At 33.9% G+C, this 20250-nt stretch carries 21 protein-coding genes and 1 riboswitch; of the genes, 12 read left to right on the forward strand and 9 right to left on the reverse strand.

The window, feature by feature from the left end; translation table 11 throughout:
* Positions 1-29: 29 nt before the first annotated feature.
* Positions 30-632, forward strand: coding sequence for a DedA family protein (locus AMS59_RS00405; RefSeq protein WP_053481797.1), 603 nt, complete (start codon positions 30-32; stop codon positions 630-632).
* A gap of 45 nt (positions 633-677) precedes the next feature.
* On the opposite strand, the gene AMS59_RS00410 is transcribed toward AMS59_RS00405, so the two are convergent.
* Positions 678-1415 carry a cyclase family protein gene (locus tag AMS59_RS00410; RefSeq protein WP_053481798.1) on the reverse strand — a complete coding sequence of 246 codons (738 nt, stop codon included), beginning with the start codon at positions 1413-1415 and terminating at the stop codon, positions 678-680.
* A 92-nt stretch (positions 1416-1507) separates the two neighbouring features.
* Positions 1508-1613: riboswitch (SAM riboswitch) on the reverse strand.
* A 165-nt stretch (positions 1614-1778) separates the two neighbouring features.
* Positions 1779-2195 carry a hypothetical protein gene (locus tag AMS59_RS00415; protein WP_053481799.1) on the reverse strand — a complete coding sequence of 139 codons (417 nt, stop codon included), beginning with the start codon at positions 2193-2195 and terminating at the stop codon, positions 1779-1781.
* A gap of 156 nt (positions 2196-2351) precedes the next feature.
* Here AMS59_RS00415 and AMS59_RS00420 point away from each other — a divergent pair, with 156 nt between their 5' ends.
* Positions 2352-2894, forward strand: a complete 543-nt coding sequence (locus AMS59_RS00420; protein WP_053481800.1) for an SMI1/KNR4 family protein — start codon at positions 2352-2354, stop codon at positions 2892-2894.
* A gap of 271 nt (positions 2895-3165) precedes the next feature.
* Here the strand turns inward: AMS59_RS00420 and AMS59_RS00425 are convergent, their stop codons facing one another.
* The gene (locus AMS59_RS00425) at positions 3166-4011 is read right to left on the reverse strand and encodes an aldo/keto reductase (protein WP_053481801.1); all 846 of its coding nucleotides are present in this window, start codon (positions 4009-4011) and stop codon (positions 3166-3168) included.
* A gap of 351 nt (positions 4012-4362) precedes the next feature.
* On the opposite strand from AMS59_RS00425, the gene AMS59_RS00430 reads away from it, so the two are divergent.
* Positions 4363-4803 (forward strand): VOC family protein, encoded by a 441-nt coding sequence (locus tag AMS59_RS00430; protein WP_053481802.1) that lies wholly within the window; start codon positions 4363-4365, stop codon positions 4801-4803.
* Between the two features lie 102 nt (positions 4804-4905).
* On the opposite strand, the gene AMS59_RS00435 is transcribed toward AMS59_RS00430, so the two are convergent.
* The 4 genes from AMS59_RS00435 to AMS59_RS00450 form a co-directional block, all read right to left on the reverse strand.
* On the reverse strand, positions 4906-5520 hold the full coding sequence (locus tag AMS59_RS00435) for a response regulator transcription factor (protein ID WP_053481803.1): 615 nt from the start codon (positions 5518-5520) through the stop codon (positions 4906-4908).
* Entirely contained in the window at positions 5489-7075 is a 1587-nt protein-coding gene (locus AMS59_RS00440; RefSeq protein ID WP_053481804.1) for an ATP-binding protein, read from the reverse strand. The genes AMS59_RS00435 and AMS59_RS00440 overlap by 32 nt, the downstream gene beginning before the upstream one ends.
* Before the next feature lie 80 nt (positions 7076-7155).
* On the reverse strand, positions 7156-9123 hold the full coding sequence (locus AMS59_RS00445; protein WP_053481981.1) for an FtsX-like permease family protein: 1968 nt from the start codon (positions 9121-9123) through the stop codon (positions 7156-7158).
* 30 nt (positions 9124-9153) lie between these two features.
* On the reverse strand, positions 9154-9888 hold the full coding sequence (locus AMS59_RS00450; protein ID WP_053481805.1) for an ABC transporter ATP-binding protein: 735 nt from the start codon (positions 9886-9888) through the stop codon (positions 9154-9156).
* Positions 9889-10187: 299 nt separating this feature from the next.
* Between AMS59_RS00450 and AMS59_RS00455 the strand changes: the two genes are divergently transcribed.
* From AMS59_RS00455 to AMS59_RS23970, 7 genes are all read left to right on the forward strand, one after another.
* The gene (locus tag AMS59_RS00455) at positions 10188-10856 is read left to right on the forward strand and encodes a response regulator transcription factor (protein WP_053481806.1); all 669 of its coding nucleotides are present in this window, start codon (positions 10188-10190) and stop codon (positions 10854-10856) included.
* On the forward strand, positions 10853-12205 hold the full coding sequence (locus AMS59_RS00460; RefSeq protein ID WP_053481807.1) for a HAMP domain-containing sensor histidine kinase: 1353 nt from the start codon (positions 10853-10855) through the stop codon (positions 12203-12205). Before AMS59_RS00455 ends, AMS59_RS00460 begins: the two co-directional genes overlap by 4 nt.
* A 257-nt stretch (positions 12206-12462) precedes the next feature.
* On the forward strand, positions 12463-13374 hold the full coding sequence (locus tag AMS59_RS00465; RefSeq protein WP_053481808.1) for an ABC transporter ATP-binding protein: 912 nt from the start codon (positions 12463-12465) through the stop codon (positions 13372-13374).
* Positions 13371-14081 (forward strand): ABC transporter permease, encoded by a 711-nt coding sequence (locus AMS59_RS00470; RefSeq protein ID WP_053481809.1) that lies wholly within the window; start codon positions 13371-13373, stop codon positions 14079-14081. The genes AMS59_RS00465 and AMS59_RS00470 overlap by 4 nt, the downstream gene beginning before the upstream one ends.
* Positions 14082-14816, forward strand: a complete 735-nt coding sequence (locus tag AMS59_RS00475) for an ABC transporter permease (protein ID WP_053481810.1) — start codon at positions 14082-14084, stop codon at positions 14814-14816.
* A 75-nt stretch (positions 14817-14891) separates the two neighbouring features.
* A complete protein-coding gene (locus tag AMS59_RS00480) occupies positions 14892-16154 on the forward strand; it encodes an erythromycin esterase family protein (protein ID WP_053481811.1) in 1263 nt (420 codons plus the stop codon).
* A gap of 188 nt (positions 16155-16342) precedes the next feature.
* Positions 16343-16501 (forward strand): DUF1540 domain-containing protein, encoded by a 159-nt coding sequence (locus AMS59_RS23970; RefSeq protein ID WP_082337330.1) that lies wholly within the window; start codon positions 16343-16345, stop codon positions 16499-16501.
* Positions 16502-16669: 168 nt separating this feature from the next.
* Here AMS59_RS23970 and AMS59_RS00485 read toward each other — a convergent pair whose 3' ends face one another.
* Both AMS59_RS00485 and AMS59_RS00490 read right to left on the reverse strand, forming a co-directional pair.
* On the reverse strand, positions 16670-16915 hold the full coding sequence (locus AMS59_RS00485; RefSeq protein WP_053481812.1) for a hypothetical protein: 246 nt from the start codon (positions 16913-16915) through the stop codon (positions 16670-16672).
* Between the two features lie 80 nt (positions 16916-16995).
* The gene (locus AMS59_RS00490) at positions 16996-18333 is read right to left on the reverse strand and encodes a PLP-dependent aminotransferase family protein (RefSeq protein ID WP_053481813.1); all 1338 of its coding nucleotides are present in this window, start codon (positions 18331-18333) and stop codon (positions 16996-16998) included.
* Between the two features lie 115 nt (positions 18334-18448).
* Between AMS59_RS00490 and AMS59_RS00495 the strand changes: the two genes are divergently transcribed.
* Entirely contained in the window at positions 18449-19360 is a 912-nt protein-coding gene (locus tag AMS59_RS00495) for a DMT family transporter (protein ID WP_053481814.1), read from the forward strand.
* Complete coding sequence (locus AMS59_RS00500; RefSeq protein WP_053481815.1) at positions 19357-20220, forward strand: DMT family transporter; 864 nt, start codon at positions 19357-19359, stop codon at positions 20218-20220. The genes AMS59_RS00495 and AMS59_RS00500 overlap by 4 nt, the downstream gene beginning before the upstream one ends.
* Positions 20221-20250 lie beyond the last annotated feature (30 nt).

Below are 20250 nucleotides of genomic sequence, written 5' to 3' on the forward strand. Positions count from 1 at the left end.
AATTATTACACTTTAGGTGGGATGGATTTATGGCGCATCACGTGCAATCTCTTATTGAACATTATGGATATTTTGGCATCATTCTTATCCTAGTAGGAGGAATTGTCGGGCTGCCACTTCCTGATGAAATATTTTTGACATATGTAGGGTATAGCGTATATCGTGAAACTCTTGCACATATTCCGGCTTTAATTAGCGCAATGATAGGTGCAGCCGGGGGAATTACCTTGAGCTACTATATAGGCTATAAATTCGGGTTACCTCTATTGCAAAAATACGGTTCGAAAATCCATATTACTGAACAGAAAATTGATTTTACTAAAAAATTATTTGATAAAATTGGACCAATATTATTATTAATAGGTTTTTTTATTCCTGGTGTACGTCATCTTACTGCATATATTGCAGCTATTAATAATTATCCTTATAAAAAATTTGCTTTCTTTGCTTATACGGGAGCAACTATATGGACATTTACTTTTATTACTTTAGGGAAGGTACTTGGAGAGAAATGGCATTATGTTGGGTTATATTTTTCCCGCTACAGTATGTATCTTATAGTATTGTTCATCATCATTATGTTGGTCGTTTATTTTGTTTTTAAAAGAAAGAATTCACCAAATAATTTATAAGGAAAGGTCTGATTCAACATTTATTGAGTCAGACCTTTTGTTATATTAAGGTAATATTGCGAATGAACGGACAGGGAATCCAGATGCTTTTTCAGGCTTTGGCACTATATTGAATATAGCAGCGCCTTTTGGAGGTAGCTTATCTAAATTTGTCATGAGCTCAATTTGGTATGTATCTTGCTCAAGCACAAAGTATTCGCCGTCTAACTTACCATTTTTACGAAAATCTGCTGCTGAATCCGTATCAAAAGTTTCGTGGCCGATAGCTCTTACTTTTCGTTCGTTGAATAAAAATTGTAACGCTTCTAATCCCCAACCTGGAATATGATTATTGCCATCAGCGTCTTTGTTGCTAAAAGACTCTTTATCTGGCCAACGTTTACTCCAATCTGTACGCAGCGCAACAAAGGTACCTGCTTCAATTTCCCCATATTGAGCTTCAAAGTTAAGAATATCTTGAACACTTAACGTGTAGTCGTTATTCATTTCGGATTCCTTAGATTTATCAATAACGATTAGCGGTAGCACTAGTTCTTTTAGCTCCAATTCCTCTAAATAGCGTGTATCTCGCACAAAATGGATAGGTGGGTCGATATGTGTTCCGTATTGCCCAGGGAAAGTGAATTGCTGTGCAAAGAAGCCATCATCATGCGAAAATAATGTTTCAAATTTTGCATCATCAAACATAAAGAAATGAGGAGAATTCGGACCAAATGTATGTGTTAAATCTACCCACTCTTTCGATTTCAATAGTTGAATAGCTTGTAAAAGTTCGTTTGTCATAATAGTTCCCTGCTTTCTTTTAATTAGAATGTAAAAATAAAAAGAGTCCTCCTTGAAGAAGAGGACTCTTGTGCAAAGCAACTAAGTAAGTCTTCTCATCTCTTAAGGCTGAATTTTGCCAATGGGAATTAGCACCATACCTATAGGCTGGTTGCTGAGACTTCATAGGGCCAATCCCTCCGTCTCTCTTGATAAGAAAATGCGATATAAGAATTTTCAGAAATAACGTTTACGAACACTTTAGCATATTAATTTATAGTTTACAAGTTCAATAGGGATACAAGGTTAAAAATTTATAACATTTCAAAGTCTTCATAAAAATGCTAAAAGAAAAAAGAGTGCCCTCCTCAAAGGGCCAACTCTTTACCAATTCAAATTTAATGTTAGCTTACAACAGCTCTTTTCAGTAAATATTATACGAATTCCATCTGGTGTATAGTTCGTTTCGAATTTTATAGTAATGCCTGTTGACGTAATTAATTTTTCAACTTCTGTTTTATTTGATTGTTGTGCGGCGTTCATAAGATCATGTGCGAATTGCTCTGATTCATCAATTTTATCCGTAAGTAATCGTGCTTGCTGCATAATAACCTTGATCTGTTTCGCAGAAGTCTTCAACCTATTTGTATTGACAAGTGGAAATGGACTTCTATTCGTTGGATTTGTTGGCATAGCTAGATGTCTAGATGGTTGTTGAGTAGTTGGTTGATTTGCCATTGCCCATGCCCATGTTGGATAATAATTAGGATAGACAAAATACGGATAAGGATTGTAATACAACTAAATTCCTCCTATCCTATGCTGATACCTTATATTATGTACAACAAAGACTTTCGGTGTTAATGGTTGATGCTTTGAAAAGCCTGAGTAAAAGGGGGCTCAGCTCAAAGGCTTAAATCTCGACCAATTTATTCTTCTTCAAAAGGAGTTATTAAGATGGATATTCGTGCATACATAAAAAATGGTTTTGAAGTTTACTATGAACGTTATAATCAGGTGTCTGAAGAAGGATTTTGTAGGTGGATGCGCCCAGATGTACCTGAAGAAATGAAAGTAGTTGATATCGATGCAGAGTGGTCTGTGTGGAGAATGATTCCTTCCGCCGTAACGGAAGAAGATATTCAAACTTTAGAAAAAGAGTTTGGCCTTAATTTTCCTGAATGGTATAAAGCGTTTATTTCTACGTATCATCATTATTTTGATGTAATACCTGAACAAAGTGTTAAGGAACCTTTAAATAACGTTAGGGATATGTATAATCCATCGTTATGTAGTTTAGGATATCTCCCATTTTCATGGGATGAAGAGTATGGAAAAATTTTTTGTATTGATTTAAAAAATGATAATGAAGAAAATTGTGCAATTTATGAAATTGAACACGAGATTTTATTTGATGACGAGGCCGATATTCAAGCATCATTAGACTATCTGTATCCAAATTTCAAGGCATATTTTGACGATACTTTCCTTCAAATATGATAAATACAAAAAGGAAGCTTTTATGTTTAAGGCTTCCTTTCATTATTTTTATCCAATAAGCAAGGGACCTATAGTTTTCTATCAAAAATTAACCACAGGAACGTAGTAGCTGCAGCAAGCATCACCAAGCCAAATCCGTATATAGGAGCATGAGCTAATGATTGTTGGTGAATATATCGCGATGATGCATAAATCTTGAATAGAATGGAAAGAGACTGTCTAAGAGAAGAAAATTAGACAGTCTCTTTCAAGTTTAGTGGCTACTTATCATTTATAGGACAAAGTCAAATTTATCAGGGTTTGGCCCCACACGTTGTTCTAGATTCATAGCGTTAATGAGCGTCATCTCTTCATCAGTTAGAAGGAAATCAAAAATATCAGCATTTTGAATCATACGCTCTTTTCGTACTGACTTTGGAATTGTGACGATTCCATTTTGGACATCCCAGCGTAATATAACCTGAGCATTTGTTTTCCCGTATTTTTCAGCTATTTTTGAAATAGTTTCATCTTCAAGAAGTCCACCTTGCATTAATGGTGCCCAAGCTTCCAGTTGTATATTGTGCTCTTCGCAGAATGAACGTAGCTCAGCTTGTTGTAATCGTGGATGGAATTCCACTTGGTTAATAACGGGTGTAATACGAGCTGTTTTAAGAAGATCCTGCAAGTGTGTCATATGGAAATTACATACCCCAATAGCTTTAATCTTTCCTTGCTCGTATAAATCTTCGAGTGCCTTCCAAGCTTCTTCATATTTATGTTTACCTGGCCAATGAATGAGATAGAGGTCTAAATAATCTAGCCCTAATTTTTCTAAGCTTTCCTCGTATGCTGCGATTGTCTCTTCATAGCTCAAGCCATCGTTCCATACTTTTGATGTAATAAATAAATCCTCACGTTTTAAATCTGTAGATGTTAGAGCTTGTCTAATGCCTTCCCCGACGCCGGCTTCATTGCCATAAATAGCGGCAGTATCGATACTACGGTAACCAACCTCAATCGCATTTTTGACGATTTCTGCAGTAGTATCGCTTTCGATTTGGAACACGCCTAAACCCATTCCTGGCATTTGTAAGCCATTATTTAATGTGATTGTATCTTGTAAATGATTGATCATTTTTCTGTCCTCCGATTTTTGTTAGGGCTTTATTGCCTTCTTATTATGCTTTCATGCCATTGCAAAAAAAAGTACGCACTTTTTGGTTACATAGAAACGTGGAGGTAACTTTTGTGGAATATCAATGGTTCGCTGTATGAAATTTTTATTAGTTCACGTGGGCGACCTTCTGTGTTCGTTACAATTAATTTGCATCCATTAGCCAAAATAATATGGAGCGCTGTGGTTTGAAAATGGCTTATACAAAGAGTATATGGACAGAGACAAAATGAGTGGATTGCGGAAGATAAAAGGACATTCAATGTTTATTATAGAATAAATAATTGGAACTTTTAAAAAGGAGATGGACAGATGAATCGTTTAAATTTAATTACATTGGGTGTAAAAGATATGGTTGAGTCTCTTAGGTTTTATCGAGAGGGTCTGGGGTTTGAAGTGATTGTTTATGGCGAGGAAACAAATCCGGATGTTATTTTCTTTAATAATGGAGGGACAAAAATCTCACTGTTTCCGCTTGATCGTTTAGTAAAAGATATTAACGAAGCAAATCCACCTGCGATAGGAGATGGCTTTAACGGGATTACACTCGCTTATAATGGAAAATCTAAAGAAGAGGTAGATCAAGTATTTGATTTAGCTAAAAAGGCAGGAGCAAAAATCGTCAAGGAGCCAGAAACTGTATTCTGGGGTGGCTATAGTGGCTATTTCCAAGATCCAAACGGCTACTATTGGGAAGTTGCTTATGGAGACATGTGGCAGTTCGATGATAAGGATATGTTGATTATTAAATAGATAAAATTTAAGGGAAATTGTCTTATCTAAATAATCAGATGAAATTTTATATTCAGAGCGTGACTTCATCCATGTTAATGGCACGCTCTGCTTTTAAAGTTGTTAATAATTAGGCTGAATATAGCCTAATTTTATTCCTTTCGTTACAGCTTCTAGCGAGGAGGATACATCTAACTTATTAAATATATGCTGAATATGATTTGAAATCGTACGTTCACTTGCATATAACATAGTTGCAATCTCTTTACGTTTATATCCATCACATAGCAATTGTAATATTTGCTTTTCACTGTCAGTCAATTCCTCGATATAGTCCGTTGATAACGGATAATAGTAAGTACCCTCGTTAATTTCCACTAAAGTTTGCAATAATTTATCAGGCATAATATTTTTATTAATAAACCCGCTGACGCCGATTTTTTGAGCTTCATACCGATAAACAGGTAAATCATGACCTGTTAAAATGACTATTTTTGTATAACATTCACTATTTACAATGCTCTTGGCTAATCCTAGACCATCCTCACTACTGATGTTACTTAAATTTATATCTATTAACGTAATATTCGGCTTAAACTCATTAATAATAGAAATAACATTTTCAACATTTTGTAATGAATAAAATTGTTCTATTTCAGGGGAATCTGCTAAGACTATCTCAAGGCTTTTTGCAAACAGAGCATGGTCATCTATTAATAAAATATTGATAGGATTCATCCCCTTTCATAGGAATAAGAATTGTAATACATAAGCCAGAAGGAGTGCATTTTGAAATTGACATGCTTCCATTTAATAAAAATAACTGCTCTTTTATTGAAGCCCAACCGCTATGATTATTAGCATCAGTATTTTCCTTTAGTAAACCGACCCCATTATCCTTTACTATAAGCTTTATTTCGTCATTTTCTAGTGCCAGTTTTACAAATAGATTAGTACATTTAGAATGTTTGAATGCATTGGTTACTAGCTCTTTTAAAATTCGATAGATAATTAAATGATAAGGTTCAACTAAAAAGAAATGATCATTGCAGCAAAATTTCATTTTTATATGTTTGTTTCCATATTTCTGTTGAATCATAGCAATCAAATGACTATAGTTTTCTTTTAATGTAAGTGTTTTTAATATAGTCGGGTGGTATTCTTGCATCTGTTCGCGTATAGACAAGTTTAGGTTATCTAATGTATTTACGATTATTTCGCGAACCTCTTGTTTAGTAGATTTATTCATCATATTTTTAACGGCTAATATATCCTGTAATATTTCATCATGTAAATAATTTGAAAAAGAATTTTTCAATTTTTCTTCTTTCGCTATCTGTACAAGATGCTGTACGTAAGAACCTTCAGGCAACGTTGTAGGTTGTACTGAACCAAAATGTAGCATTGTAGTTTTGGTGTCATGAAATAACAAGATAAAATAAAGCAACACAAACCAAAAAATCGTATGCAAAATAATAAAATATGTAATCATATTGAAATTAAACAATACGCCAAGTAAACTCATAAAAACAAGACAACATAACAACAATAGTCCCATTTTATATTCTTTTAAAAGAAAATATTTTCTCAAAAATTTATAGTTTTTAAAAGCAATTGCGTGAATACTAAATAAAGGTAAAAAAATCACTGTATACCATCCTAGATTACTTAAATGTTCAGGACTTTTTGCAAACAACACAGCGTATCCAATAAAGGGAACAATAAGGATAGTAGCAGATTGAAGTAGATGCTTTTTTTCATTTTTTAAAACAAATGAAATTCGTTTTCGATTCTTCAAAAATATAAAGATAACGCAACTAAAACTTACAATTAATTGAAATGAAAATAGAAAGGCAAAAAGTGTATCATTTATCAATTTCGAAACGAGTGTGGATAGACATATAATTTTTAAAATGGAATCCGTTTCTTTTTTATAAATATAGATGGAATCTTGGAAAAAGAACAAGAGCAAAAATTGTACGGTCAAATATAGTATTACTATACCAAGCACTATGCTTAATGTATAAAACAATGGGTTTCCATTAAGCGTAAGCAAAAATTGCCAAGCTGTAAGGAATAGCAAATTAGAAAACTGTGATAGCGTTTTATTGTCTTTAAAATTGATGAAACTGATATATGCCCCGTAGATAACCATAATCGTTATAAGTACTAATGGTAGAAACTTTGTAGTTCCTACAATATTTTTCTGCAAAAACTCATTACATAAAAAAGTAATGATAAAAAGTTGATGTATTAAAATAAAAAGTTGTTTATATTCATAGTACTTTTTCATCCGTTCACATACCTTTACTAGATTACATACAGATAAGCTGATGCATACATTTATACACCAGCTATACTTGTCATTTTTTACTACTTATTATTGAAAATAATTTTATTACATGCTCGTTTCGTTAACAAATAATAAATGATATATACTAGAGTGAAAACTATGACCGCGAATAAAATAGGTAATAAAAAGGCGCTGCTTTTTCCTAATAAGTCATCCATTAAAGCGGTTTTGTATGTGATCATTGCGAAAATACTGTGTGTTAACCCTAATACATAGGGAATGCTGAATAGCGCAAAAACTTCTTTACTAATTATTTTTTTTACTTTTTTCTTGTTATAGCCCATTCTTTGTAGAATAGCAAACTCATCTTTTTTTGATATAGCATTTGAAAGATTTTGGAAGTATAAAATGCTGCCTGTTGCAATAAAAAAGATAATCGTAACGAAGCTAATGAGTAAGAAGGTTGAACTATTTTGTTGGATTAGGAAGTCTACTTTTTGGTAGCTACTTGAAAAATAATTGTTATTTTTAAATAGGGGAGCTAAGTTTTCGTAAACTTCTTTATTTTTCCTCATATTCGTCCCATTAATGCTCATTATCGTCTTTTCTGGTAGCCCGAAGGATTTTACTTCTTTGTAAAGTTTGTCTGAGATAATAAGCGTTCCTACACTATTGGCGAATCCTATTGGGTTAAGTAATGTCGTATCTTTGACTTTAATATCTACACTATTTGTTGGTGTTATGTTTAATGTATAAATATTTCCTTTATCTAGCTTCTTTTTGTCAGGTCGATATTTTACTAAAATACTTTCATTGTCATTTATATTTTCGAATTCTACCTTTTTTCCCTGATTACGTATTAGTTCCTTATAATCTGATTCGGAGATAAGATCAAATCCTGGATATTCCTTAATACTATATTCTTGCGGTAAATTAGTAGAAGACGATGTTATTTGGATAATAGTTGTTTCTTTGTGTTTCACACTTTCTTTACCAGCAGTATCCTCTGCAATTTGGATGGCCTCAGTAGCCAATTGTTTGTTTTCCACTGGGAATTCTATAGCTGACGGAATAATTCGTTCTGTGGCAGCAACTGGATGGTAAAGAGTCAGGACGGTAGAGCCGAATAAAGCCAAAGTTCCTGAAACTAATAAAGTTAACAAAATTAAAGTCTTTGCCATCGAACGGATTTTAAAAATGTAGTTTGGAATGATGATAATATTTGATTCGTTATAAAACCAACTTTTCCTCTTCTTTAATTTTTGAATAATGAATGGTAAAAAAGAATGAATAAAAAAAATAGTACCTAGTATCACACATACTAAAGTTACAAGTGCAATAGGTGAAAAACCTATCGTTTTCCACAACGATTGAATTCCTCTTGTAATATCAAGAGCTAAGAAATAACCGAACAATATAAGAAGTAGCCCAATGAATGAGAAGGCTGTATTAATTTTTACTTGTTTTTCTTCCTTTTTATCCATTCGTACTAACATTAGTAATGTACTTTTTCGAAGGATTATCCAGTTTGATAATAATAAGACGATTAAAATAGCGAATATGAAAATAAATGTAAATATAACAGCTTTTATATTAATAAATGGTATTTCGGAAGTTTCGATTTGTAATTTTAATAATTTGACAATCGCTCCGACAATACCTTTATGTGCAACGGCACCGAGAAGGATCCCAACAATTAATGCAGAGAAACAAATTAAAATATTTTCGAGCGTTAAAAGTTTTACCATTGTTGATTTCCGATACCCTAAGAGCGAATAGATCCCAAGCTCTTTTGTTCTTTTTTTCATAAAGAAGGTATTTGAATATGACATATAGAATAATACAAATGCCATCACCAGCATCGCTACTACTCTTGACATTGTTTCTACTCTTCCATCTGACGAAATTTTCTCCAATACAATACTATTCATAGAAAATGAAATAAAAGAGAAGAACACCGTCAGCACAAAGGCTACAGAAACGAAATAGAACGAGTAGAAGGAAAAATTATTCTTCAAATTCTTTTTTGCAATTGTTAATAATCCCACCATAATGCCTTCCTTTCACCCTATTGGTCTTTATTTAGAGATTTCCCTTAATATTTCTTCGAAGAATTGTTTTCTAGTTTGATTGTTTCTTTTTAATTCCTTTATTATATTTCCATCTTTAAATAGCAGGATTCTACTTGAAAAGCTTGCTGCATAAGCATCGTGGGTTACCATTAAAATAGTTGTATGAAGTTCCTCATTCACTTCTCTTAACTTTTGAAGTAACTCGGTTGCTGAGTGTGAATCTAATGCACCTGTTGGTTCATCAGCAAATAAAATACTTGGCTGTTTCGCAATCGCTCTAGCCGCGGCAACTCTTTGTTTTTGCCCGCCAGAAAGTTGACTAGGGTACTTTGATAATTGTTCGTATATACCAAAACGCTTTGCTAGATTATCGATCGTTGTATCTATTTCTTTTGGAGATTTGTGCAGTAAAGTAAGAGGGACTGCAATATTTTCCTTAACTGATAAACTATCTAGCAAAAAATACTCTTGAAATATAAAGCCTAAATGATTCTTTCTAAAATCAGCAGATTTGTTATCATTAAGTGTTTTTAGATCAACGCCATCAATTAAAATTTCACCCTTTGTTGGTGTATCAATTGTTGATAGAATATTTAATAAAGTTGTTTTTCCTGAGCCTGATGCCCCCATAATCCCAACAAATTCACCTGATTGAATGTCAAAAGATACTTTATTGAGTCCAGGTAATTGGTTTTTGTTGTAAATTTTAGTCACGTTTTTTGCGGATACTAATGTTTTCATCTTATTGCTCCTTTCATTCCAGCAGTACGTAAAGTTTATTATTCAATCCGAAAGGACGCATGAGTAAAACACGCAACTTTGTTTAGCGTTAATGAATGCTGAATTCAATTAAGTAGGCTTACCAACAAAACGTGGGGTTCATCTCAGTTCCGATTAGGCGCTGTCATGGGGGCGTTCGATAAGTTGTTATATAAGTTTAAAATTGAATAAATATTTGAAATTATATAATGCGAAATATGGTTTTTTAGTATAACGTTATTTTTAAGGCTTTATGAAATCATAGATTAGGAGGATTGACATTGTATCGCATATTGTACATAGAAGACGAAAAAGAGATTGGTCAATGGGTGACAAAGGATTTAACAGAAAGAGGATATAAGGTTACATGGCTTGAATCTGGAGAAGAGGTCGATCAGCACATAGCCTCTAAGGATATTGCTATATTGGATGTGATGCTACCAGGATTAGATGGCTTTTCGATTGGCAAAAGAATTAAGCGGGAAAATAAAGAAATCCCGATTTTAATGCTGTCAGCACGAACAGCTGTAGAGGATAAAATAGAGGGCCTTAACTTTGCAGATGATTATTTGACAAAGCCATTCCACCCAGATGAACTTATAGCTCGTGTTGAGGTTTTACTAAGAAGATATCAGAAGAATGATGATGTACTAGATCTTCAACATTTAAAAATTTATACGAAAGAAATGCGGATTATCAATAAGCAGACGGATGAAGAAATTCAATTAACTGGTAAGCAGTTCTATCTGTTACAGTATTTTATTCGCCACTTAAATCAAATTTTAACGAAGGAACAGCTTTATGAAGGTGTCTGGGGTGAAAGCTACATAGAAGGCGATAAAACATTAATGGTACATATTCGATACTTAAGAGAAAAAATAGAAATTAATCCAGCGAAACCGACGATTATCGAAACCATTCGTGGCATTGGATATCGGGTGAAACTATGAAATTTTTCCGATCATTATTAGCAAAGTATATGTTGATTATTTTTTTAGCCATCTCTATTGTTCAATTATCATACTTTGCTAGTGCCGCTTTTATTTTTGGAATAGGAAAAACTGATTTTTCAAGTGAAGTTCTCAGAGAAAACGAAGTAGAGAAAAAATGGCATACGGAAGCTAAAAGTATAAAAAGTTTTACCGATGTAGCAGTTTCTCAACATTTTAAGGATTGGCAAAAGCTATATCCAAAATCTTCTATGTTTTGGGTAGCCGAGGATGGAACTTTACTAACAAAAGTGAATGTGAAGGAACAGCTTCCATCGAAATGGACTCCTGCGTATACTACAAAATTTATTAAAGAGCGTTATGGGGAAGATCCGTTTACAGTTATAGCTTTTTTAGGACAGGACGAATCAAATGGGTTTATCGTTTTTGAGATTCCAAGAGAAGTGTTTAATCCACCTCTTAAAAATGTTTATGAACAATATGGAGCATTCGTATTTTTCGGTGTTATTGCGATTATATTATTTTTCATTATAGTCTCCTTTTTATTTTTCAGAGGGATTCGGAAGCGACTATTGCACCTTCAGGAAGCGATGGAAATTCGTGATGTAGACGGCTTACCTATTGCAACAAAGGTCAAGAAGAAGGACGAAATTGGTCAGCTTGAACAAAGTTTTAATCGCATGGTATGTGAGCTTAGGGAAAGTAAAAATCGTGAGCAAAAGGAAGAACAGCTAAGACGTGAATTGATTGCTAATTTATCACATGATTTACGAACACCATTAACGAAAATACGGGCACAATCATATTCAGTTAGTAAAGAGGTATTATCAGAGGATGGAAAACTAGCGATTAAGGCAATGGAAACATCGATTGTTAATATTGACGCTTTAATAGAAAATTTAATGTCTTATACATTACTGACGGCTAGTAAATATAAATTTGAGGCGAAAGAAATCAACGTTATACGTTTTGCGCGTGAGCAAATGACTACATGGTATCCAGTGTTTGAAAAGGAAGGCTTTGAAATCGATATTGAGCTACATCCATTTGAGAAAAATGAATGGCAAATTGATCCGATTTGGCTTGGACGTATATTCGATAATTTATTTCAAAATATATTACGTCATGCGAGCAGCGGGAAATATATTGGCGTGGAAACCGAATCGACGGAGCACTATGATGCATTTATCATAAAGGATCACGGAAAAGGAATGAAAAATGAATCCAATGCGAAAGGTGCCGGTATCGGCTTATCGATTGTTGATATTATGGTGAAGGGCATGAACTTAGACTGGGATATTGAGTCCAGCGAATCCGGCACAAAGATTAAAATTAAACATTATAAATAGAATAATTCGTGAAGCATGTTAAGGCATGCTTCATTTCTGTAATTGTCCAAACAGTATGCCAGCAAAGCTTATGGCATGCTGTTTTTTTGATTCCTAAGCCATGCATACTCCTTGGGGATTAGAGGCTCATCGGACGCCCTCTGCCAAACGGAAATCAACATACGTTATGATAAAGTGTCTTTTTTAAACAAAATTTAAACTTGAACCTTACCTGTTTTTAACCTTCATTTCTTATGATAATTACAGAGGTGAGGACAATGGAATATATCGTACAAACAGAAAATTTATCAAAGAGTTTTGGTAAAGAGCAAGCTGTATCAAATATAAATTTAAAAATACGTAAAGGTGAAATATATGGATTTTTAGGACCTAATGGAGCGGGAAAAACTACGACGATTCGTATGCTTCTTGGATTAATGAAGCCATCTTCTGGGACAATTAAAATCTTCCAAAAAGATTTAACGAAAGAACGAATTAATATTTTAGCAAAGGTGGGTTCATTAGTGGAGAACCCTTCCTATTATCCACATTTAACGGCCTATGAAAATTTAGAAGCGTTACGAAAAATTTTAGGTGTACCGAAGTCACGCATCGATGAAGTATTAGAAATTGTTCGTTTGAAGGATGCTGCAGATAAAAAAGTAAAAGGCTTTTCTCTTGGGATGAAGCAACGTTTAGGTATTGCTGCGTCCCTGTTACATAATCCTGAATTACTTATTTTAGATGAACCAACGAATGGTCTTGATCCATCTGGTATTATCGAAATTCGTAATTTGATTAAACGACTTCCTGAAGAATATGGAATGACGATTATTATTTCAAGCCATCTATTATCTGAAATAGATCAAATGGCTACGCAAGTGGGCATTGTGACAAAGGGGAAAATGATTTTCCAAGATTCAATTGAAGCCATGCGTAGATTTGCTCAGCCAAAGGTAGTCATTAAAGTGAGCGATAGTGAAAAGGGCTGGCGTTCACTAGTTGCAAATGGCATTAAGGCAGAACATAAGGATGACCTTATTTTATTTGATGAATGCTCAGATGAAAAAGTAGCACATATTGTACAAATCCTTGTACGAGAAGGTATTTCGGTTTACCGAGTAGAGGAAGAGAAACGATCTTTAGAGGAGATCTTCCTTCAAATGACAACAGGAGAGCAAGCGCTATGATAGGAAAACTGTTAACTTCTGACTTTTTGAAAATTAAACGCAAAGGATTCTGGTTTTTAACAGCATTAGGACCAATAGGTGTTGTTGCCATGCAAATGGTGAATTACGGCGTAAGGAAGGACTATTTGTTAGAGCAAAGCGAGGACGATTGGGGTTTCTATTTATTAAACGTTCATTCATTTACACCACTTGCTATAGTTTTAGGGATTGCTATTTTAACTTCATTTATGGCGAGCATTGAAAATGAAACGAACGCTTGGAAGCAATTAATTGCACTACCTGTATCTAAATTAACAGTGTATTTATCAAAATTCACTGTTCTAGCAATATTATTGTTTATGTCTTCCACGATTTTAATGTTATTGTCAATGGCTTATGGTGTGTTTTTAGATTTAGGTGATAGCATACCATATGCGGAAATTGCTAAACTTGCTTATTATCCATTTTTTGCTTCGTTGCCAATATTGGCACTTCAGCTTTGGATTGCAAGCGTTTGTCATAATCAGGGGATACCCATTACAGTAGGTATTTTCGGCGTGATTTTTGCTTATTCATCATTTGTATTGCCTGACTGGATGATTTGGAAATGGCCATCTTTAATGAATCAATGGGATGAGCCCGTTATTAATGTCATGCTTGGAGTAAGTGTCGGTATTTTACTGTATATTATCGGAATGATAGATTTTGCTAGAAGGGATGTAAAGTAAATGTGGTCTATACTGAGCGCTGAATGGTTTAAACTGCGAAAATCTAAAATGGTGCCCATAATTTTAGCAGGGCCAATAATCGGACTTTTTATCGGGTTAACATCGAATTTTAGTGACATGTCAGATTCTGGAGTCAATGAATGGTATAGCTCATTAATTTCTATGAATTTATTGTATGCATTATTATTCCTACCTTTAATTTCAGGAGTATTTGCGAGTCTTATTTGTAGATATGAACATCAATCTGGTGGCTGGAAACAACTTTTAGCACTACCTGTGACAAGAGGGAAAGTGTTTGTTGCAAAGTATGTATTAATTATGCTTCTTGTGCTGGCGATGCAGATACTATATTTATGTTCTATATATGCAGTAGGTATTATGAAAGGCTACTCAGATCCTTTCCCAATGGAAATTGTGTGGAAAAGTATTCTTGGCGGATGGTTAGCGACAATGCCATTAGTAGCGTTACAGCTATGGACGTCCATCATGTTTAAAAGTTTTGCTGCTCCATTTGCAGTAAACGTCACTTTTACTTTACCGTCTATATTAGCAGTCAATTCTGCACGTTTTGGACCTTACTATCCATGGGGACAGCCCTTCTTGATGATGAATGTAGGTGGCAATACAGGTGATGTATTCTTCGTGCCTTGGGATCAATTGTTAACAGTTGTAGGAGGAGGATTCGTACTGTTTTTCCTTGGAGGGTATTTATATTTCCAACGAAAAGCTGTATAAAGTAAACGGGGATTTCCTTCATCCTCACCAGTCGGGCGACTACGGGCAATTAATAGATTAAGGGAGATTTTTAAAATGGTATTTGTTAAAAGGAGCTTTTTACTAATTTCATCATTATTTCTTTTGTTAGCTCTAGCGGGCTGCGGAAAGGGTGAAGCCGTTAAAGATGCTTTAAAATATACATCTGCGGTTGAAGATATCGATATTCCAGATGATGTGAAAGTAATAGGTTTTGGAGAAGCAACACATGGGAACGTTGAATTTCAAACGTTAAAGAAGGATGTATTTCAGGCTCTCATTAAAAATGAAAATGTTCGTGTTTTTGTATTAGAAGGGGATTTTGGTGGCGCTCAGCAAATTAATCAGTTTATTTTAAATGGTACTGGCACAGCTGAGGAAGCGGTAAAAGCTTTGGATTATGGTATCTATAAAACGGAGCAAATGATTGAGTTTGTACAATGGATGCATGATTATAATATGACTGCCGATGAGAAAGATAAAATTTATTTTTACGGTAACGATATGCAACGCTATGATTATAGTAAAAAAGGGTTACTAGATTATTACGAAGTGGTTAATAATGAAGGCGCTAAGAAATATAAGGCACAGCTAAAAGATGTAACGAATAACACAATGAGAGATTTATCAACTAGTCAGCTAGAGGAGCTTGATAAAAATGTTGATGCCATCTTAAAAGATTTGCAAACAAATAAAGATTCTTATGAAAAGCAATCCTCGAAAGAAGCTTATTTATTTGCTGCTCAATATGCACAAATCATGAAGCAACGAACGCAATTATTTTTAAATGACAGTAATTATATGAGTCTTCGTGATGAATATTTAGCGAACAACTTACAATGGATCGTTGATTTTGAAGCGTCTCAAGGTCATGATAAAGTACTAATGTCTGCTCATAATGGACATATAGAGAAAACTTCTGCAAATGTGGCAGGATACAAATCAATGGGCCAATACTTAGACGAAGTGTATAAAGATGCGTACTTTGCTATTGGGACAGACTTTGTTAACAATACGTTCCAGGCACAAAATGGATCTGGCGAAAGAAAAGAATATACGATTGAACATCATAATGCTTTAGTAGACGCCTTTGGTGAGCTCAAGGACAATATTTTCTATGTTGACTTTAAAAAGGCTAATGAATCTCAGGAGTTAGCTGACATCATAGCAAAAAAACAAAGAATGGGTAATATCGGCGATGATTTTAGCTTTTGGTACAAGTTTACTCAGATGCTTTATACGATTAAAATGACACCTGCTGAGGCATATGATGGCATGATAATTGTACAAGAGGCAACACCGACAAAAGTTATTGAATAACATGCGGAAAAAAATGCTATTACCTATCTGAAGGCAATAGCATTTTTTATAATCATGGAACTTAAATTTCTTTACCGGAAACCAATAAACATCCATATAATATGTATACTTCTGTTTCATTACACCATCTAAATAAGTATTGAATACCTCGATTTTGTTAATGATAAAAAAGAGGAGGTGTGGAAACAATGGCACAAGAAATTCTTTGTGAAGTGAATAACTGTACATTTTGGAACGCTGGAAACAGATGTGGGGCAGAAAAAATCTATGTTGTAAGTCAAAAGGGACAACAGGCATCTAATAGTGAAGAAACAGATTGTAAGACATTTAATCCTGAAACGCATTAAGTATGAAGAGGCTGGGACAAAAAGAAAAAATGTTAGACCGATTGTATTTCGGTCTAACATTTTTTGATTTAGGAAGGAACACACAACTCATCGAAGCGAAAAGTTATTATCTATTTTCGCTATTTTTCAAAATAATCGAGTTTTGTCCCAGCCTCTTTTCCTATACCTTTATAAATAGACATCGACTTTTACCTTGTTAAATAAAAGCGAATGAGCATTTTTCACTTTTTCCTCTACATAATCTAATGAATACTGTCCATAGGAATCTGTTAAATCTCCAATTGCACGAGATAAATTATCAATAACGGGAATCAATGTTTCTAAGTGAGTAAGTTCTTCACCTTTATTCATTTCATCAGTAATTTCATGAGCTAGATGTTGAATTTTTCTTAGCCTCATTTTTTCCGAATGCATATAATCCTCCTTATTGAACCAAATGATGATGTCTAACTATATGTCTAGATACAAATTTTCATGAATGAATCCATTCCCACCTAAAAGTAGTTATTAGGATTGCTAAGGGCATGAGCAATTCCCTTTATACCGACTTCAATTTTTTGGTCTGCAACATTCGAAACATTTAGTTTTAAAATGCGTTCTCGGTAAAACCCATTTAAATAATTACGATCAATTGTATCTAAATAAATGTCCTGTTGTGCTAAATGCTGTATTAGCATATTTGTATTGACTTCCCTTGGTAATACGATATGACTATGCATGCAAATTTCTGTAGATGCTTGATATTTTGGTAAATAAGTTTTTATGGATTGTTGAAGTATATTGGCACGTATTGTATAGGATTCGCTCACTTTCTTTTGGTACCGTTCAAACATACCACTTTTTAAATATAGCTCTAGCGCAGCTTGTGAAATCATGGAACTATCAATATCCGTGGTGTTTTTATGTTTTTGAAAACTATCAATGAATACATCTGGTAATATAGCAAGTCCAATACGTAAGCCTGGAAACATAATTTTGGAGAAGCTTTTTAAATATATAACATGCCCCTCCGTATCATCTGTAAATATTGGATCATTTTTTGTATTTTGATCGAAATCCGCTAAATAATCATCTTCAACGATATAAACATTATATTTATAGGCAAGCTTTCGAATATCATCCTTCTCTTTTTTACTAAAGGAAGTACCTAGAGGATTGTGCAGGCGTGGCATTGTATAAAAAAACTTAATGTCATACTTCTTAAAAAGAGTTTCTAACTCCTCTAAATCTATGCCTTTTAATGTTCTTTTAATGCCCATTACTGGTATTTGATATGTTTTTAAATAATCCATGTATAGGTGGTAGCTAGGCTGCTCTACTAGAATTGTTGTCCGATTATTAGGAAATGGCATAACACTTAACAAGCAGAGAGACTGCTGTACACCAGAAGTGATAAAGATATTCTCTTTCTTTGTGAATATTTGATACGATTCTAACAATTTTTTTGCTTCTATAATTAGCGAAGGCAATCCCTTTGCTGTTCCGTATCGAAATAAGTCTGCTTGATATGTCTCAATAGCTTTATTAATACAATGCTGAAAATCCTTGTAGGGGAATGCATGCCAACTAGGTGATGATGTCGCAAAGTCTATACAATTGTACTCTTGTGGCTTATCTGGGAGTTGATTGTCAACAACATAGTAACCACTTTTGGATAGAGCATATATAAGATGCTGATCTTCCAGTTTCCTTAAGGCGGTCAAAATGGTGCTTTTACTACAAGAAAATTCTTGTGATAAATGACGAATAGAGGGAAGCTTTGCACCAGACTGTAGGGCACCTGTTTGTATTTGGTTCAATAGATTGGAATAGATTAATTCATATTTAAGCATATACAGCCTCCTACGCATCTGTATCGGTACAGATGTGTATTTTTTATATCGTGCGAGTCTTTACTTTTTATTACTATAGCTTTACCGGCCGGAATGAAGAGAAGGAGTACATTATATGACAATGAAAAGAAAGGCGTATTTGGCAGCAATTATTTATGCTTTTGTCATTGGGCTATCATTTATGTTTGTTAAAGTTACATTGACAGTGGCAAGCCCTATTGATACGCTTGCACACCGATTTACTATAGCACTTATTGGTATAGTCTTTTGTATAGTCATTACACAGAATAAGTTAAAAATTAATAAACAAGATATAGCTAAAATTCTACCTTTGGCACTATTATATCCGATAGCATTTTTTACTTTTCAGGTGCTTGGACTCGCAAGAATTTCCTCCACAGAGGCAGGAATTATTCAAGCGACCATTCCTATTTTTACATTATTGCTTGCAAGTGTACTTTTAAAGGAAAAAGCTACACGTGAACAACTTATTTTCATTAGTTTATCAGTATTTGGTGTTATCTATATGCTTTTTATGAACAATGGAAGTGCTAGCTCAGGGAATTTAATCGGTAGCGGATTTATATTAATGTCAGCTTGTGCGGCTTCGTTATATAACGTTTTAGCAAGAAAGCTTACAAAACAATATTCATTATTGACATTAACATATGTGATGACATTATGTGGGTTTGTTATTTTTAATGGAGTAGCAATTGGAAATCACTTAATAAATGGTACGCTTCTTCAATTTTTCAAACCATTTGTTCATGTAGATTTTGTTATAGCTATTTTATATTTAGGTATTCTATCTTCCCTCGTTACTTCCTACTTATCAAATTATACTTTATCGATATTGGAAGCTTCCAAAATGAGTGTTTTTAGTAATTTTGCTACGCTTATTACAATACTTTCGGGTGTGATCTTTTTACAGGAAACATTTCATTTCTATCATTTGATTGGTGGGCTAGTCATTATTATTGGCGTAATAGGAACCAATTACTTTGGGCACAGGAGGGGAGCACAATGAGTAAATATATTCTTTTACTTTTAATAAGCTGTATTTGGGGTTCTCAATTTTTTTTCGTAGCGTTAGTAACGAATGATGTTGGAGCAGTTACCCTATCTTTGCTAAAAGCGATTATTGGTGCTCTATGCTTATCCTTCATTAGCTTAGTTTTTAAAAGAGAAAAAAGCTCGACCGATTTCAAATTGTATGTTGGAATTGCTTTTTTTGAAGTAGTGTTACCCTTTATCCTTATTGCCCAAGGTCAAAAGTATGTATCGAGCAGTATTGCATCTATGCTTATAGCGACAGTACCAATCATCACTTTAATTCTTTTCGTCCTTTTCTTTAAAATGAAAGTAAGTCAGTTTCAATTTTTCAGTATTTTTTTAGGCTTTTTAGGAATAGTTATTCTATCATGGCCGACACAAGTAATGGATGGCTCAGGAACGGTATTTGGAAATGTGCTTCTCTTATTGGCGGCAATTAGTTTTGCACTGTCATTGATTTTAATGGAAAAATTAGATAATCGTTCGCCGGTTATTCATATGCGAAATGTATTATGGATTTCTACAATCATATTATTACCATTAGCCTTTATCTTTGAACGACCATTACATTTGGATATAGACGGGCTACAAATGGCCACGATTGTTATTTTAGGTATTTTCCACGCGGGGATTGTTTACATGCTTTATAACCTATTAATAAAAAAAGAGGGAGCATTATTTGCTTCCTTTAGTAATTACATTGTTCCCGTAGTTGGTGTACTGATGGGGTATTTTATTTTAAACGAATCATTAGCATTGCAGCATATAGTAGGGATATTTATTATTCTTTGTGCACTTTTGTTATCAAATAAAAAGGCATTCAAAAGTAACTAGGCGAGGGGTAAGAAAAGTTGGATCGTTTGA

This window comes from Lysinibacillus sp. FJAT-14745 (genome assembly GCF_001275675.1).
GTDB lineage: Bacteria > Bacillota > Bacilli > Bacillales_A > Planococcaceae > Lysinibacillus.